This window comes from Paenibacillus whitsoniae, assembly GCF_003955665.1.
Lineage (GTDB): Bacteria > Bacillota > Bacilli > Paenibacillales > NBRC-103111 > Paenibacillus_E > Paenibacillus_E whitsoniae.
In genome coordinates, this window is the sequence record NZ_RXHU01000112.1 from 1 (window position 1) to 17,553 (window position 17,553).

The following is a 17,553-nucleotide window of genomic DNA, read 5'->3' on the forward strand; positions in this document are numbered from 1 at the left end:
ACTGGCGGCACAGGGGGCACTGGTAAAGGTACTGGCGGCACAGGGGGCATTGGTAAAGGTACTGGCACAAGTTCCGTCAATTAGTAGATTAGGATTAAGAAGAATGAGCCTGATTAAAAAGAACACTGCGAATGAGATAGACCCAAACTATGTGCAAAGAAGCTTCCAAATCCACAATCTAGTGGAATGGAAGCTTCTTTATGCATGCAAATTCTGTCATGGTGGCTTATCGCTCTATCTTTAAGTTTTAAGGGCTATCGCATGGTTTCCTTTCTTTGTGACTTAGCATTTTCCAATCCCAAAAATTTTGCGTCATTTGTGATACGGTTCAGCGTATCATCCCTAAGGCGAAATTCTGTACCCCAACGCTTAATAAATTTGCCTTTGTATTATTTGCACCACTTTATTATTCGTAAGCTGAAGTCACTCATGGTATTCTTAACTTACCACTAAACTCTAAGAAACAATTTTACACGAAATAGCCATTAGTCTTAGACCTAATGGCTACTCTCCCCTCTTTTAATTTCGAGCATAGTTTATTTTAATTTTCGGACGATATCCTAGTAACCTTACTTCCTTTTTCCATTGATCCAGTTTATTCTTCAAGATGAGCATGTTCAGGTCATTTATATCGGGTTGTCCATCAATTAACGGTAAGTCGCCCCGTTCCAAAACTAGCCATAAGTAGACGTTCTCTATTTCACCTTCTATTTCAATGTCACCTCTATGATAAGCCTTAATAGCTTCGATAGATTGATCAACAGCATAACATAATTTCCCGGAACTCTTCCCGAACTTCACTGCAAACATGGAATTTTCCTTATATAGGTCCATAACTTCAAGTCGATGCTTTCCTAACGCTTCTAACTCCCGATCAAAATTTGAGAATCCCAAATCAACAAGCCAGTTATTGTAGTATCTTTCCTTATAGTGTTTTTGGGATATCTTTTTTCGAATGACGCTATCATCTAGATCCCGGTATTCCCCATTTTCGCGTTCGCCTTGAAATATCTGCTCAAGGAATTCGTTATGTGCAGTTTGACTATAATCATACTGTGCCTCATATTCAGCTGAAATTTCTGCTACTGAGTCTTTCAAATATTGCAAATAGTCTTCATTGTATATATACCATGAGCCATCAGCAAGCAATGCGTGTGCTTGCTCATGCGTGTAATAAATGAGCTTTTCAATTGTTGTTGAATAAATACTTCGGCCATCCTCAAAAACTGCTACTCGAATATCCAAGAGGTCATTATTTATGCTGAACTCATGTTCCCGCATAAAATTCTCAACTGTTTCAAGAGTAACCTTATCACACTTAGCCTGCTTATATTTGTGTCGATACTCATACTCATGATTATCTCGGAATACAACCCTTGTCGCATAAATTTGGTACTCTGAAAAATCAATCGACATGTTATTAATCTCAAAATCCTGTAGCATTTGACCTTTGAGGACCTGTACTTCCTCCTGTTCCTTTACGATTTTAAAGAAAGGAATTTTTACTTTTACTTCTTCATTCATTCTAATATCTTCAATAAACAATACTATTTTTACTATCTTTTCTAACGTTAGGTTATCCGAATTAACTCGAATTGAATTTCCAATTTCAATGACATCAGAGAACAGTTCAAAGTCCACAGGCAGTTCAATATTCGCCTTTAATTTTGTCAAAGCTTCTCCGCTGCTTAAATCCAAATTTTCATACTCTAAATAGGTGTTTATTGTCCTATTTCTCTGGGAGTTAGGATTTGTTACAGCTGTAGTTCTAACATTCTTGTATTTTAAGCGTCTTGCAAACTCAAACGCCCACTCCTTGTCCGAGAATTGGTCAATTCTAAAGTAAGAGTGTCCAAAGGTGACCGCAAATTTATTTTCCCCTGCTTGAATTACAATGACGGCTTTTGGAGTTCCATCGGTCGAAAGTTCTTGATGACCAAACAAGTTCAGTGCCCAATTCCAGGACAATGGCTTGCCATCGGTACCTGCTCCAAAATAAAGGGACAACTGATAATTCGCTTGAATAATTTCCCCGGTCTCTGAATCTATACCAATATCAACCTGAACCTGACGCTCCCCGATAACTATATAGTTCGTTCTTAAATAATCGGTGATATCATTATGTTTATTTGCAAGGATTTTGTATAAATTAATTGCGGCCACCTAAACACCCCTTATCATTTCAGCTTTTGAGTGTATTTAATTGCGTATTTCCTGACGGTTAGGAAGCCCTAACTTCCAGCGAATCATATCACCAATAATGGGGTATATATCATTGTGCTTGGCTCCAAATCTCATCCGTTTTGTTTCCGCATCGAAGTTACCCACATCTCTATTTCCTGTAGAATTATCAGGTAAATACTTTCCTAGTTCGTTTAGACCGTAGGATTCGATCTCTTGATTGGTTAATTGATAATATCTCCACATAGGATTATCATGACTAAAGTCAATATCCGTAATGCCATCTAATAGCTTGTCCAATAGCTCCGCGTTGAGTTGTCTTCCTAAAGCAAAATCATAGGTAAGCTTAGCAATTGCTTTTAAAACGACTGGCTGGGCAGAAACTGTTGTAAGTTTGGCCTTTTCTTCACCAAAACCAGGGATCTGAACAACTGCCTCCCAAAAGCGCTTTGCAACTCCAAGCCGATCCTTAACCAATGCCGGTGCTGCCCCATTAATGTTGGATTTATTTAAAATTAAGTGTGCATTAATAGCAACAATATCCTTCCTTGTCATGGACCCATCATCATCTTCCCAGTCAACTTTTTCGGTCGATGAAACTTTAAGGAGACCGCTATCAATTAGAATCTCTTTTATAAAAGCGTTTACTGGATTTGAGCTATCAAACTCCAATGCCAGACTCTTTTCTACCTTTTTCGCCAAGTTATTTAAATCATGAAATAACTGTCTCTCCTCAATAATATTTAAGCCCAAATGAGTCTCTACACTAACAGTACAATGACCCCGAGTTAGTTCATAACACTCCATCCACACTGAAAGCTCATCATGTGGAATTGCTCGGTCATCTTTATTATGAGGAAACAACGATTGCTTCTTAGGAGGATATTTTTGCTCTAATCTAGCCTCTTCCAAAAATTCAATAACCATTTGAATTGCTTTTCGGCGATGTTGCCCATCAACTACCCAGAGAATGTCCTTTTGCCCCAGCCAAAGTCTAATCCCTATACCTTCATGATCTTTCGTCTCAAGTTGCTGAGCTCTTAAATTACTTCCATTCACACCAGCTGTTCTTAAATTAGCAACAATCGGTTGCAATGCAAGATACGGCTGCTTCCCAATTTTCTCCCTCAACCGTTCCCTTGCTTTCATGATAGGTCCTCTATCTTCACTGTTTTGAAGAATCGTTGTAGCTATTAAACCTTTTAAAATGTAGCGGGCCAAGTCTGTCGCGTGCTTTATATCCAGTTTACGCTGTGCAACAGGTTCACCATGCTCACTACGTTCATTGGCAACATCAGACATGCGATAAAATTCATACATCGGAATTTTTGCAAGGAATGTAGTATGACCCAGGTTATTACAAAGAAACGCCTTTACTTGTAGTTCCGTTGTGTCGCCACGAGAAATTAGTTCACTTAATGGCCTTGTTCCTTCATTTGTACCTGCTACCATGTGCGATTCCCCCTAATAGGAAATATTAAACTATGAGCCTATTATATTAGGAATAGAAAGATATGTAAACACCCCAGGATGATTTATTTTTAATTCCAGGGAATATATTTTTTAATCCAGGATAATTAAATTATATTATTTTTTGATCCAGGATTTTATTTAACCAAAAAATCGTTTAACAAAGAATAGTAGTGATCATTATCCAAAATATAAACCTTTAACAAAAAGATGAAGTAATCCTTTATATTCCAAATTCGTTTACAGGAACATTTGTTCTGTGTTAAACTAATTGAGGAAGCAATTCGCTAAATATGTTATTATAAAAGATACATTTTTGTTGAACTATCTCGGAAAGGAGCTAACGACAGTATGTCCAAGAGAACCTATAAAACTATCGACTTATTTTCGGGAGCGGGCGGACTTTCCTTGGGCTTCAACAATACCGGAAGATATAAATCGGTTTTTGCAGTTGAATTTGACCAAGCTGCCGCTCGAACCTACGCTAAAAATTTTAATCACCACATAATCGAAAACGATCTTCTGCAAAATGAAATGCTGGATATAGCCAGACCGGGATATGTATTCAACGATGATATCAGAAAACTCGGTACGGTTAGCCTAAAAGCGGATATTATTATTGGCGGTCCTCCATGCCAAGGATTTTCACCTTTGGGCAAGATATCTCCAAGAGACGAACACCTGCGAATGAATCAACTCTGGCAAGAGTACATGCGAGTTGTAGCCCAAGTGAAGCCTATTGCATTTGTAATAGAAAATGTTCCGGAGTTACTGCGATCGAGAGAAGCGATTGCAATAAGAACTCTTGCCGAGAGAATGGGATACACGATAAATTACCGGGAACTCAAGGCCGTCGAATATGGTGTCCCCCAGCGAAGAGTGAGAGCTTTTATAGTCGGTTTGCTGGGTTCGCATCTTCCTACATTTCCGATGCCTCTCACAGTTCGCAGAAATGTGAGAGATGCCATCTCAGATTTACCGTTATACCCTGACACAACGACATTGGAGTCCCCTTCACCGGAAGAGACGGAGTTCCAGAACCTTCATTTTGGAAGGAACCCTACGGAGATTTCGCTCAGGCGCTATCGATTAATTCCGCCGGGCGGAAACCGGTTCGATCTGATGCGGCAAGCGCCGGAGATTACGCCGCGGTGTTGGCTGGAGAAACCTTCGGGGAGTACGGACGTTTTTGGAAGACTGCGCTGGGAGGAACCGGCATATACCATTAGAACGGAATTTTTCAAGCCTGAGAAAGGTTGCTATTTACATCCCGAAGCCCATCGTCCATTGACCCATCGCGAAGCGGCACGGCTCCAGACTTTTAATGATGAATTCATTTTTGTCGGATCAAAGACGGAGATTGCAAGACAAATAGGCAATGCGGTCCCGCCCATGTTGGCGCAAGCCGTAGCGAATAATCTAGCCAGGCAGTTGGACCGCATTCCGGCAGCAGAACTGAAAAAAGATAGGAACCGAATGTCAACCTCAGAATTCAACACATTGTTACAGCAAGTAATAGAGGAAGTCTTCTCTGAGTCTGTTGTTGTAACAGAAATCAAGGAGTCTTCAGAGATTTATAGTATGGCTCACTAAACAAAAACTAGGGACTGTCGTCAGAGACAGTCCCTAGTTTGTTTCACTCTCAAGATCATAAAATGACATAAACTCATCTTTTTCTAATGGGCTCAGCCCTTTTTCCAGCAACTTATCATTGTCATATTTACCGGAATAAATACTAATTCCCTCGGGCTTTAGCCAAATATTACGTGCATCTCGAACTCGCTTGGACGAATCCTTTTGCATTGCAACAGATTCAATTGCTGCGCCATTGAAGACAATTCCTGGACAAGAACGAAATAACTCATTAATTCTTTCTTGTCCGGATTTCTTGGAGTAAACTTTTTTAATTACTTCAGGGTCTAGTTTTAGCAGTGCATTCCCTGGTAAAGATCCGTTGGATACAAGCCAAGTAATTAGTTCCCTTCCTTCGGCATTAATCGTCCTCTTACTATCCCTATTTTTTCCCGAGTTTAACACCTCTGAAGAAATTCTCAAACATCCGGCTTGAAAAATTGACTTATTATCGTCAGCAGAAATAAGCAAGCAAATGTGACCATCCGCTTCTAATGGAATTGTCCAATTCTTTCCGATTGTGAACTTTATATCAACTTCAATCCCATCAACTAATGCATCCATAACTTCTCCATAGGGCAAGTCCAGCTCATGCTGAAGCATATGTTGAACACGAGTTCCAATGTACGTTTTTTCAGTTTTATCCAATTGCTCAATGCTGTATCTTCCCGTATATCTGCCATTTACGACCTCATCAATTGACTTTCTAAGTATCCGGCCTAACTTCCGCTCAAAATTTGGGATACCCTTTAAGAACGTGATAACCTTGTCTAATTCCTGGTCGGTATTTTCAGTAAAAAAGTTTAATTGTTGCACTTGATCTCCCTCTCCTATTCGGCTTCATTGGTACTTCCTTACAGCAGCAGAAGGTTACTAATCAAATTTTCTCGATAATCCCTCTTCAAACTTCTCCTTTGCGTAGTTTTTCATTAGTTTAATGACCGGCTTTTCTTTAATTGCTACCAGAGTAGTGGCTTTATTGGCAAAATCCTTAATTGACGCCCCAAGTAAATAGCAGCCTTCATCAGCAAATATATATCTATCGTGGAAATCCTTTGCTTTACTCCACTCAAAATTTCCTCTTTGAGCCTTAAATTTCTCTATAGCTACCGACGCATCTCCGTGCATTTTTGAAGTTAGTATCAAAATTGAAACGGTAGGTGGTACAACCCCCAACATGAGGAATAGACTTGAATCAATATAGTTATCGACAATAATTAACTCTTTTTTGACGTTCGCAAGGATATCCATAATAGAATTATATGCGTCGAATTGCTTACCTTTTTCAAAGAAATACGCATGTTGGCTCCGCTCATCCGTCACGTGACCAACTGTATCCCAGGTCTGGTCAAACCAAACCTGCTCATAAACTTCAAGACTTCTCCATTCTGGACTCTTAATCCCTAACTGAAGCGTCACTTGTTCATAATGACTACCTGTATCCTTGTAATAAATCTGCACTTCATCCTTAATAACATCAAAACCGATATCATGTAGAAAATCATTGTCGATCGTGGACACTAATTCTTCTACCTTATTAGTAATACTGTTATATCCGTACTCGTGTACTAGTAGTAAGTATGGGATATTCGCTCTTACAAAAAACTTAAAATGAGCAAACCCAGATCTATTCCCGAATCCAATGTTATCTTGCTCGATAAACATCTCTTTTTCGATGAAAATCTTTCTTCGGCTCTCTGAGCTTAGTCCATGACTCGATTTATATAAATTGCTGAGTATATAGTGTTTTGAACCGACACCCCATATTTTTTTGTACTTTGCTAGCTCAAAGTACGACCTTGCAAAGTAGTCCATATTCCTAATCAATTCTTCATTGGATAATTGATCTAAAATAAGGTCACCACCGGAATATCTGCTGCAAATAACTTCTGATAATCGCTTGAATTCTTCTAGGCTTACATCTTCATAATTCTTGTATATTTTTGATAAAATAGTATCATAGAGTCGCTGATTTTCGACTGTCATTAGCTCACCTACTTTAACAGACTTTTACGCTCAGGACTATTTTACCATTTTATTATAATAGCTTTCTATGAGGAGTTGTAAAATTTTCATGACCGCTCGGTTTCCAAAAGACATAACAGACTCAATGAGAACCTGTATACTGGCTATTTTCTGGCCAAAAGAGCACATCATCGACTTTTTCAAAAATAATAGTTGTACAAGCCGCGATTTGGCCATAGTTAAAAACTATGTCGAGGATAATCTAAGTAGGTCCCAAATTATTGATCGAGTGTTCCAGTCCCTCCACTCTCGTGATGATGGGGGGATTGGACAATTCCGTGCCATGCTTGCTTCTTTGATTTCTTGGAATCATTTTGACCCATACTATTTCAAAAAAATAAAGAAGCTTGATGAAGCCGAAGCCGTGCGTCAAATTAATCATCTGAAACAAGTACAAGAAATACGCGATGCGAAGACAAAAGAAGAGCGAAGACAACAGGAGACTACAAGAGCAAACCAGCGACAAAAGATCAAAATGTCAGATCTGAATGACTCATTTATTCAACTCTTTAATTCTGCCAATGTTTCTACTCAAGAGAGGGGATATCGGTTAGAAAAGCTGCTTCAGCATCTAGCAGAGTACGAAGGCCTTATAACAGCAGAACCGTTCAAGATACAAGGCGAGCAGATCGACGGAGCCATTAAATTTGACGGCGAGAACTATATCGTCGAAGCTAAATGGCACGATGCCCTTACAGCGAGCGATTCACTTTTCCACTTCGCTCATAAAGTAGAAGGAAAGATGTATGGCCGGGGCTTCTTCGTATCAATAAACGGTTTCTCTCGCGATTCCGTCGCTGCGCTTACTGCGGGTAAGTGCAGTAAAACAATACTTATTGATGGTGGTGACTTGAGCTTTGTTTTTGGAGGTAATATCTCTTTAAAAGATATGCTAGATTCAAAGATTAGGGCGGCCCAAACAAAAGGCTATATTTATTTTGATGCGATTACTAGTAAAAACAAACATTAAAAAAGAGCAGGTTGGGTACTTAGTTGAAGTCCCTACCTGCTTGATTTTTCTCATTTTTTTGTTGAAATCGCCTTATTACAGGAGAATATCACACTTAGTAGTCATTGTCATCAATCATTGAAGAAGCACCCGCGTGCATCATTCCAGATGAAGCGAAATACAGATTCTCTGCTTCAAGTACACGAAGAACCGTTTCTACATTAATACCCGTGCTTCTAGCGATGAAATCTCTTAACTCAATGTTAACAAGGGAAAATGTTGATTTAAGCACAATGACACCCCTATCCGAAATAAAGAAATAATTGTCGATGCTTACCTTATCTCCTACGATGTCCGCGGCTGTGCTTACTACGTGGCACCCTTTCATGCAACTTTGATTTCATTGCACGAGTACAATGCTCATCTAGCATCAAGAGATTTGCTTCCTGCCTATCGTTTTTTTTCCACATATCATTGCGCCTCCCATTCGCTTTTAAAACCAGCCGTTACTTTCATTTTATAACCGCGTTGCTTTCATTTTATTCTATTCCCCTCCAAAACTAAGCATAGGAGATTTTATGTATTTTATATTTTGTCATACTCAAACGTAATGAAGAATAGATATACAATCGTACCAACATTCACTGCACTCCCTTTACGGGAACTTGGTGCCACAACAACTAACAAGGAGCGATTACATCATGGAAATGAACCAAGCAAACACAACCAACAACCAAACCAACGAAGAAACCAAAGCTGGCAATCTCAGCGCTTTTGGTTTCAGGCCGGTTTTGAGCAAACCGACCAAAAAGACAGCAGGTGGCGATGCCATGTTTACTATCGTCAAAACTTTGAGAAACGGCAATCGCATCGTCTTCGCCGCCGAAATCATCCAGAAAATCGGTTCTCCAAAGTGCGTGGAGCTTGCATTTACCGACAATGGAATTGCCGTCAAGGGCTGTGAATCATCCCGCCCAGAAAGCTTCCGCCTGAATGAAATCGGCAAGAAACAAGGGATTTACTGCAAGGATCTTGTCGAGGAAATTGCGGAAGTCTTTAAGCTGGATTTCAGCCAAAGGACCAGCATCTCGTTTGACGAGGTAACTTATCTTTCCGATGGCAGCGGCAAAATTGCGTCTGTAGTCATTTCCGGCCATGATTCTGTCATCGATGACAATGAAAGTGATGAGGACTTCCCTTCTGCCGTTTCTGTGGTCTATGAGGATTCCTCCCCTCAACATTAAGCCTACCGACCCCTATCCATTTTGGATAGGGGTCTTTTAGTTCCTTAATCAACCACATTTCACATCAATCTTGTGAGCCGTAGCCGCTACAAGCCGACTTACAAGTAAATATTATGATTTTGGACAAGCCCATTTCACGCGTCCAATATCTTATTTACGAGGAGGCTTCACCCATGTACATCATCAAAACCTTGCAGGACTTCGATAACATCCGTTTCCGAGGCACCCATTCAGCAGCTGTGATTGACTACGTCGAATGCTATTACCGACAGTTGCTAGATTCAATCGAAGCGGATGACGACTTAGCAGAACGCTACCAAATGTTTGTACTGGAAGCAGAAGATCGCCTGCCTGATTCGGTTTATCCAAAGCAGCAGGAATCAGTACCCATCCCCTCCCTTCATCTGGAGTACGCCGAGCTACACACACTCGCCCCTAACTGCCAGATGTACAAGGCAGCATTTATGCTGGATAACGAGAGCATGGTATTTGTTTTTGCAGAGAGGTCCCACCTTGAGCCGGAGACAGAGAAGTGGCTGCGAAGCCGATGCCGCCTCGATGAAAACGAACTTATCCTTCAAAAGCTGACAGAAACTTTCGAGCGACAGTCAGGTTCGGTCACTGATCCTGGCACCATCGACCATGTTTGGGTCATGGCCGCAGCCATCAGACCATTCACCGCCGATTGCGCCGCGGCACCGTTCCTGCCACTGGCACTCGAACAAACCAACCACTGGCGTTCGCAATCCACCCTCCCCACCCATTTTGTTCGCGTCATTTTGCGGACAACTTCTCCCCAAGGAATGAATCCCTACGTCGATGGTACCGATTTTTGCATGATCGTTGACGAACTCAGGCAAAACGCTGACTTCTTCATGGAAGACGAATGCTTTGAATACGAGCCTAAATACCAGGGAAGCGAACTCGCTAGCGCCTTATCATGGCTCGGTCAGATTCATAAAAATCCCCTGATTATGCAGTTGAATGACCCGTTTCTGACCGAGGGGCAACTTCAGCAACTCACGCATCGCGCAATGTCGCAATAAAAGTCCTTCGCATCTGCTTCAATTAGCCGAGTTTTTCGCTCTCTACGTACCGATTCTATTCCCCACAGAATTAGCTTCGAAAGATGGAGGTAGCCCTATCGTGCTTACATTAAATGAAAAAGAAAAGAAAGCTATTGCGCAAACAATAAACAGCAAGCTTGATGAATGTCTTTCAAAGTACCCCCTCGCCCAATATCCGGATGAGCCCTACGAGGAATGGAAACGGATATTTGCTTCTCCCCCTTCGATCACGCCTGAGCATATTAAAGATGCGCTGGAATGGAAGTACGGACATTACGGAAAGCACAACAACGTAAAAACGCACAAAAGGGTCATTGCCAAAATGCAGGAGCATTGGGAGGAATTTATCCAGGCGGACGCGCAGGATTTGACCAAAATATTTGCTTTTTGGCAGCATCGCCTGTCGGATCATCCTTTTGTCATACCGGTCACTTTCGTAACGCACCTGATGCTGCCGGATCTCGCCGCAAACATGGACAGGCAGCATTTTCAAGCGATGAATTTGCTGATTTCCGGGGCAAGGTCCTCCTGGGAGTGGCACAGCCGTCCTAATCAGGTCGGGGATGTACAAGGCTTTACCGACTTTGTAAACATAATGGCTACAAAAATCGAAGTGGATGGAGACCGAAAGCGAATGCTGGACAAATTTCTTCGGGTTTTTGGAGGAAACATGCTTATTTTGGGGAAGCCTGCTACAACAGGCCGGAGAATTGAGCCCGCCATTAAACAGTTTTCGTGGGATACGTTCGCTCCCAAGCGGTTCGATCGAAACAAGATTGTACACCGTGCCAATGCCGATGTTCTTTTTGCCTGCCTTCTGCTCACGCTGGAGGAGGACGAAAACGAGATTGCGATAATGTCTATTAACGAGATTTCGAAGAGAATACCGCTCGGCACGGCTGGAATCAGCAACTATGCCAGCTTTCAGTACGCCATGATTGCCCTGTTTTCGGCTGCTAAGGGACGCAATTACTTCAGGTTTGACAACCCCGATCTTACTGATGCCTTTACGAAGCAAGCGAATAATCCTTCTCGCGATATTAACTTCTGGAAATATTACATGAGCGAAACAGTGAGAATTAGCCCTGACTATGTAGTGTCTGAGATACAACTGAAGGAATAACGGATGGATCATTTAGCCGAGACGCACACCCGCATAATTGAGCTGGAGGATGATCATCTCAGCCAGATGGACACCTGCCAGCACTTGATCGCCGTCTTTCTTGGTCACCTGCGCTGCTCCGACGAGCCGCTTCACCCGCAGATCGTCAGGGAGATCGTAGCTGCCTTGCGCGTCATTGAAACTTCTATTCAGCAAAAGCTCGATGACACTCAACTTGACATGATCTTTCTGCTGCAAAGCCGAAAGAAGGAGTAGCTACCTACCCTCTTTCTCTGCGTCGAAAGTCCCCAGCATGTCCTTTACAATTCGATGCACCATTTTAATTTCGCGCAAACTCCGGCCCAACAGCAGCGCCTTGTGAGCTTCTATTGCCTGCTTTCTCTCATAAAGGTCATTCTCCACATCGACATCCTGAAACTGAAAAAGCTCCTCCGGCGAAATGCCCAGCGCTCCTGCAATCTTGCCAAGCGATTGCAGCGAAACGTTACGCTCTCCCCGCTCCACGCTCCCGACGTACGTGTCGATCAGATCCGCCCGATCGGCCAGCTCCTTCTGAGACAGTCCCTTGCTCTTTCGAACCACGCGTATTTTTGCGCCAACCAGCACTTGAAAATCATTCTTTTTCCTTTGTGGCATGTCGTCACCTCTGCTTTGAGGTTAGGCGAGTCACAAGAGACTTGGAAGAATATCAAAGTATCGCAATTGGTTGATACAAAACTTATAAGTTTGTATAATCAAAAATAGATACTGGAAATTCAAGGGGCTTCCGTAGGAATTTAGCCAGTTGTTGCGAAGCATGCTGTTTTTGCAGATAAATCGTGGCTGGCAAAGAGCACGAGCTTAGAAAGGGGCGCTGAATGGGTGTAACTCAGCAAAGCATAAGCAAGGCGCTGGATTGGGGCTATGAGAAAGCACTGACCGGAGGCATTCCGGGTACAAATACGGCCTACGAGTTGGCGGAGGAATACCTGCAATACAAAGGAGAATTGAGAGATCGGGTCAATCTGCTCATTCGCTGGCAAAATGCCCGCTCGGCGACTTCCGGTTTTGTTACCGGATTGGGAGGTGCTGTGACACTGCCGATAGCCATTCCCGCCAATATCGCTTCCGTCCTGTATATCCAGCTTCGGATGGTTGCTGCTATCGCCATCATGGGAGGACATGACGTGAAGGACGATAAGGTTCGGACGGTGGCATATGCCTGCTTGTGCGGAAATACCGTCGCCGAATTACTCAAAGACGTCGGCATCCAGCTCGGCAAAAAATTTTCGGAACAGGCGCTTAAAAAGCTATCCGCAGAAAGCATCAGAAAAATTAACGAAGCGGTCGGCTTCCGGCTGTTCACCAAGTACGGAAAAACCGGCGTTATTAACTTGCACAGAGTAATCCCATTCGTCGGAGGCGTAACCGGCGCAGTATTTGACGGCGTTTCAACCAACGTCACGGGCAAAATCGCTCGTAAAATATTTATTGAATAGACCACTATTCTACAATTAAAGGAGCCGCAACTTACATGAAAAAGATTGTTTCCGCCATAATAAGTTTCGTCATTGCATCAACACTATGTATGCAAACCACCTTTGCTGCCGAACTGAAAATGAAAATCAATAATGAAAGTGTCCATTTCGAGTATGGTACCCCGTTTATTGACAACGGAAGCAGTTTAATCCCGCTCCGCGACCTGCTGATCTCCCTCGGCGTAGCCAACGACGACCAGCACATCCAATGGAACGCAGCCGAGCAGAGTGTGACGATTGCCAAGGACGACAAGATCGTAAAGCTGCGTGTCGGCGCTACGGACATTTTTCTGAACGGCGAGCTTTTCAAAAAGCTTGAGGTTCCAGCCCAAAACGTAGATGGACGCGTGTATTTGCCCGCTCGAGCAGTAGCGGAAGCACTTGGGTATTTCGTCGGTTACGATGCCGAAACCAGCACCGTTCTTGTCCAAGAAAAGCCATTTGGGGGTGGCGTTAAAGCTGACGATTACGGCAACAGCGAAATCGCAGTTCCTTCTGCTGGAGACTCGGCTCTGGATAGCCTGAAATTTGGACTTGCAGCCTATCATGTATCTCTGCCAGTAGATAGTGAACGTGCCATCAACAATAACTCCAGCACATTCTTTGCATCAGGCAGTAATCCGCTGTCCCTGGATAAGATCGCCAAACCCACGGCTCCAGAAGATATTGTAAAGAATGTTTCTGCCTATCATTCTAGCATCGTCAATGTGACGTTCCTCAAGATTGACGAAATAAAAGATTTCACACTGGACAATGGCAAGACCTTGACGCTGGCTATTGGCCATACCGGTGGCGAGACCTCACCCGTCTCAAATTCTTGGGTTGATGACACTTATTTTCAAGTATTCTTTGCCGGGAGCGCCCCTGCTGCCAAGGGCGATAAGGTTACCGTCAACGGCGTACCTGTTGGGGAAAGCACGATTGAGCTAACTACGGCTCTTGGAAAACCCGTTGTGGAACCTGTGGTACTGCTTGCCGCGGGTAATCTCATTAAAACTTCGGATGAGTATGATTTGAGAAGTGAGCAATCGAGAAGCAATACTGGTAATATCGTAATCCCCGAACTGGAGAAAGCGTGGAAGACCAAGATTGACGGATTGCAAGTAAACATGACTGGCGATAAGATCACCATAACCAGCCGCCGAACGACAGATAGTGCCGTAAACGGCACATACGTTAACGTAAAAAGTGTTCAGGCAGAGAATTATTCGTACACGCCTTCCTCACCGCTGGAAATTCCTTTAGGTCAGAATGGCTTGAATATAAGTCTTAAAGACCTGGTTGATAAAACCGGAAAATCACTACAGCCTTCTAATGGTCAGACGTTCTTCGTCAAGATCGAGGTCGTGCAGGGTGTCTCCAGCAGAGTCGATTCTGTCGTTCGTTTCGTAGAGTACAAAAATTAACCGAGCTTTCTTCCCTTCTAACATGCATAGCTCGTTGTAGCCGCCTACCCTTGCGAGGATAGGCGGCTTTTTATGTGCTGTTGAACTTGGTAACGAGACTAATGATGTCTATTTGTCGCTACTACCAATTTACTAAAACGAGATTTGATAGTTAAAAGAAAATTTACAGAAAGCAACTGTTTGCACGGGAAATTGGCTAATTACGCTTAGAATAAAGCTTTTTACAACACTTGCAGAAGCTCGGCCTCAGAATTTTTCCAAAATAAAATAGAATTTTGCATATTTTCGAATTCTTCAATTATACATTTTACCAGACGCAGAAAAACCCTGCGTTCGACATAAACCGATAGCGAGAGGAGACAAAACATCGTGCAAGACAACTACATCCAGAACAGCAACACGCACGAGCAACGAAAAGCCGCAGCTCTTTGGTTTGCCCAGCAAGGGTATCCAGTGATACCGCTAAGTCCGGCGAACTTAGCGGGAGATAGTCCTGGAAAAAGACCAATGATTACGGGCTGGTCCAAACGAACCTCTACTACTCCGAAGGAAGTAGCCGATTGGTTCAACTGGTGGCCCTCTTGTAACATTGGCCTGGTTCTGGGAAGTGCGTCGGGCTTCGTGGGGATCGATGTAGACGGGGAAGGCGGAGAACAGTTACTGGCCGATTGGAGCGGTGGTGCCTTGCCAGAAACTTGGGAGTTCACTACGGGCAGTGGGCGACGGCTTCTGTATAAAATACCCGAAGGATTGACCTTGCGGAAGCTGTCCCAGTCTGTTGATGGAGGAAATCATCAGGAATGCTCGTTACTCGGGGAAGGATGTCAGACTGTCATTCCCCCCTCCATTCACGCTACAGGGAAGGTATATTGGTGGAAGGATAACTGCTCTCCGGAAACGATCGACTGTGCATACGCTCCGGAATGGCTAATTAGAAAGATGACCTCCCGGACTGTGCCATCGAGCCAAAAGAGCGTTAAGCCGGTTAACGATGCACTGGGTAAATTGACCGAAGGCTGTGCTAAGTTCTCCGAAAGCTGGCAGGTTCAGCAGGAAACCGGTCTGAGCAACGACGATTGGTTCCTCTGGGTGAGTCTGCTCGTCCGTGCAGGCCAAACGGAAGCGGCGCTGGCGTTCTCCGAGGCTTCTGTCAAGCACGACGAACAGAGTGAAGCACGCATCCGCTTGCTTGAGAAGAACGAAGAACAAGCAGGACCCACCCGCTGCGCAACCTTCGGCTGTGGCCCGGAGCAGATCGAACGTTGCCACGGAGTGAAGCTGCATGACACTGACGGAAACGCTGCGAACAGTCCGGCAGCACTCTTAAAACCTGATCAAGCAGGCAAAGCCCGGCAACTGGCGCAAGAGGCAGTCGCACGTCTGGAAGCCGGGGATCACGGGGCTCACTTGGAAAAGCAGGCACTGCAAGCATTTCTCACACTGAAAGATCGGTTTCCTGCTGACTACGGTCGTCTAGAACAGCGAATTCGATCTGCCAAGGCACCGCTTAGAACCTTTCAGCAGGCGCTCAAAGAGTTCAAACGGATTCATACTTACACACAAGCTGGTGGGGATTCACTTCTGGAAAAAGGCTTTTACATCAACGATAGTGGCAGACCGGACGGAATGAATGAGAACAAGTACGCCCGATACGTACTAACCCAGCTTCAACTCGGAGTTGCCGAAGGAGAACGTTTCTACCTTTACGATAAAGGCATTTGGAATCAACTGAGCGGCCTGAACGTCAAACGTAAACTGCGGGATTTTCTGCATGATCTCGTCCCCGATTTCTGGACGGAGAAGTTGGAGGAACAGTACATCGGAGCCCTCCTTCGCGAAGCCGAGTGCCTGGGTAAACTTGATGAACAACGCGACTACATCAACCTTCAAAACGGAATGCTCTCACTGAATAGCTTCGAACTGCTGCAGCATGATCGCAGCTACCATTCAAGCATTCAGCTACCGATTTCTTACACGCCGGAGGCCGAGTGTCCGACATTTTTGAAGTTCCTCGACGAGGTCTTTCAAGGGGACCAGGAGCTTGTAAACATCGTTCAGGAAATGTTCGGATACTGTCTGACTGCGGAGACGCGGGCGGAAAAGGCCTTCATTTTGTACGGCCAAGGCAGCAACGGCAAAAGTGTTCTCCTTAGCGTGCTGAAAGCTCTTTGTGGCAAGGGAAATACAAGCAGCGTTCCACTTACCGAACTGGAGAACCCCTTCACTCGCCATGAGATAGTAGGAAAAATACTGAATCTTGCGGCTGAAAACGAGGTTGACAACAAGGGACTGAATACGCAGTATTTTAAAGCCATTGTTTCCGGTGATCCCATTAACGTGGACGTCAAGCACGGTAAGGGTTTCATGTACGAGCCGATCTGCAAACTTGTTTTTGCTACAAACAGGCTTCCGTACAGCAGGGACAAATCACACGCGTTTCCGCGAAGACTGATCATTCTTCCTTTTCGAGCGAGATTTAATGCCGATTCGGCTGACAAACATCTCCGCGAAAAATTGGAGGCCGAACTACCAGGCATCCTGAACTTCGCTTTGAAAGGCTTAAAGCGGTTGAGGGCGCAAAATTACGTGTTCAGCCCTTCGCAGGCAGCTAAACAGGTTCTGGATGAGTATCGCGAAACCATTAACCCAATTCTTTCTTTTGTCTCCGAATGCATTAAGCCGGTTTCAGGTGCCGGGAATATCTTCCGTAAGCAGCTACGTGAAGAGTTCAATCGCTGGTGTCAAGTGAACCGGCATACGGGGGTTTCCGAAATCAGTGAAAGAAGGTTTTGGCAAGAGTTCCGCAACGTTTTGGACGAAGAGCGGATTAACTATAAAGAAACTAAAAGCAATGGTCACGACTGTTTTAGCGGCATTACCTTAAAAAAACGACGCAAAGGGAACCCCGAGCAGAGTTCCACGATGCCACAACTGTTCGA

At 43.9% G+C, this 17,553-nt stretch carries 16 protein-coding genes; 9 read left to right on the forward strand and 7 right to left on the reverse strand.

Features of this window, described 5'->3' with window-relative positions:
- On the forward strand, positions 1–244 hold a 244-nt coding region (locus tag EJQ19_RS32280; RefSeq protein WP_206438504.1), incomplete at its 5' end, for a hypothetical protein.
- Between the two features lie 275 nt (positions 245–519).
- Here EJQ19_RS32280 and EJQ19_RS28990 read toward each other — a convergent pair.
- Entirely contained in the window at positions 520–2,163 is a 1,644-nt protein-coding gene (locus EJQ19_RS28990; RefSeq protein WP_126144723.1) for a DUF6119 family protein, read from the reverse strand.
- Between the two features lie 36 nt (positions 2,164–2,199).
- Positions 2,200–3,633: a DNA sulfur modification protein DndB gene (locus EJQ19_RS28995; protein WP_126144724.1), complete on the reverse strand. Its 1,434-nt coding sequence runs from the start codon at positions 3,631–3,633 to the stop codon at positions 2,200–2,202.
- A gap of 369 nt (positions 3,634–4,002) precedes the next feature.
- Here EJQ19_RS28995 and EJQ19_RS29000 point away from each other — a divergent pair, with 369 nt between their 5' ends.
- Positions 4,003–5,244 (forward strand): DNA cytosine methyltransferase, encoded by a 1,242-nt coding sequence (locus EJQ19_RS29000; RefSeq protein WP_126144725.1) that lies wholly within the window; start codon positions 4,003–4,005, stop codon positions 5,242–5,244.
- Between the two features lie 33 nt (positions 5,245–5,277).
- Here EJQ19_RS29000 and EJQ19_RS29005 read toward each other — a convergent pair whose 3' ends face one another.
- Complete coding sequence (locus EJQ19_RS29005) at positions 5,278–6,099, reverse strand: NaeI family type II restriction endonuclease (RefSeq protein WP_164716796.1); 822 nt, start codon at positions 6,097–6,099, stop codon at positions 5,278–5,280.
- A gap of 57 nt (positions 6,100–6,156) precedes the next feature.
- Complete coding sequence (locus EJQ19_RS29010; protein ID WP_126144727.1) at positions 6,157–7,269, reverse strand: hypothetical protein; 1,113 nt, start codon at positions 7,267–7,269, stop codon at positions 6,157–6,159.
- An 88-nt stretch (positions 7,270–7,357) separates the two neighbouring features.
- On the opposite strand from EJQ19_RS29010, the gene EJQ19_RS29015 reads away from it, so the two are divergent.
- Positions 7,358–8,278, forward strand: a complete 921-nt coding sequence (locus EJQ19_RS29015; RefSeq protein WP_126144728.1) for a restriction endonuclease — start codon at positions 7,358–7,360, stop codon at positions 8,276–8,278.
- 94 nt (positions 8,279–8,372) lie between these two features.
- Here the strand turns inward: EJQ19_RS29015 and EJQ19_RS32060 are convergent, their stop codons facing one another.
- The gene (locus EJQ19_RS32060) at positions 8,373–8,549 is read right to left on the reverse strand and encodes a hypothetical protein (protein ID WP_164716798.1); all 177 of its coding nucleotides are present in this window, start codon (positions 8,547–8,549) and stop codon (positions 8,373–8,375) included.
- Positions 8,550–8,958: 409 nt separating this feature from the next.
- Here EJQ19_RS32060 and EJQ19_RS29020 point away from each other — a divergent pair, with 409 nt between their 5' ends.
- The 3 genes from EJQ19_RS29020 to EJQ19_RS29030 all read left to right on the forward strand — a co-directional run bounded on the left by EJQ19_RS29020 (position 8,959) and on the right by EJQ19_RS29030 (position 11,691).
- Complete coding sequence (locus EJQ19_RS29020) at positions 8,959–9,501, forward strand: hypothetical protein (protein ID WP_126144729.1); 543 nt, start codon at positions 8,959–8,961, stop codon at positions 9,499–9,501.
- A gap of 173 nt (positions 9,502–9,674) precedes the next feature.
- Positions 9,675–10,547, forward strand: a complete 873-nt coding sequence (locus EJQ19_RS29025; protein WP_126144730.1) for a hypothetical protein — start codon at positions 9,675–9,677, stop codon at positions 10,545–10,547.
- A gap of 100 nt (positions 10,548–10,647) precedes the next feature.
- Positions 10,648–11,691: a hypothetical protein gene (locus EJQ19_RS29030; RefSeq protein ID WP_126144731.1), complete on the forward strand. Its 1,044-nt coding sequence runs from the start codon at positions 10,648–10,650 to the stop codon at positions 11,689–11,691.
- 12 nt (positions 11,692–11,703) lie between these two features.
- On the opposite strand, the gene EJQ19_RS29035 is transcribed toward EJQ19_RS29030, so the two are convergent.
- Together EJQ19_RS29035 and EJQ19_RS29040 are read right to left on the reverse strand one after the other, a co-directional pair.
- Entirely contained in the window at positions 11,704–11,886 is a 183-nt protein-coding gene (locus EJQ19_RS29035) for a hypothetical protein (RefSeq protein WP_126144732.1), read from the reverse strand.
- 60 nt (positions 11,887–11,946) lie between these two features.
- Positions 11,947–12,327 carry a helix-turn-helix domain-containing protein gene (locus EJQ19_RS29040; RefSeq protein ID WP_126144733.1) on the reverse strand — a complete coding sequence of 127 codons (381 nt, stop codon included), beginning with the start codon at positions 12,325–12,327 and terminating at the stop codon, positions 11,947–11,949.
- Positions 12,328–12,548: 221 nt separating this feature from the next.
- Between EJQ19_RS29040 and EJQ19_RS29045 the strand changes: the two genes are divergently transcribed.
- From EJQ19_RS29045 to EJQ19_RS29055, 3 genes are all read left to right on the forward strand, one after another.
- Positions 12,549–13,169, forward strand: a complete 621-nt coding sequence (locus EJQ19_RS29045; protein ID WP_126144734.1) for an EcsC family protein — start codon at positions 12,549–12,551, stop codon at positions 13,167–13,169.
- 35 nt (positions 13,170–13,204) lie between these two features.
- A complete protein-coding gene (locus EJQ19_RS29050) occupies positions 13,205–14,614 on the forward strand; it encodes a copper amine oxidase N-terminal domain-containing protein (protein WP_126144735.1) in 1,410 nt (469 codons plus the stop codon).
- Between the two features lie 369 nt (positions 14,615–14,983).
- On the forward strand, positions 14,984–17,553 hold a 2,570-nt coding region (locus EJQ19_RS29055), incomplete at its 3' end, for a phage/plasmid primase, P4 family (RefSeq protein WP_126144736.1).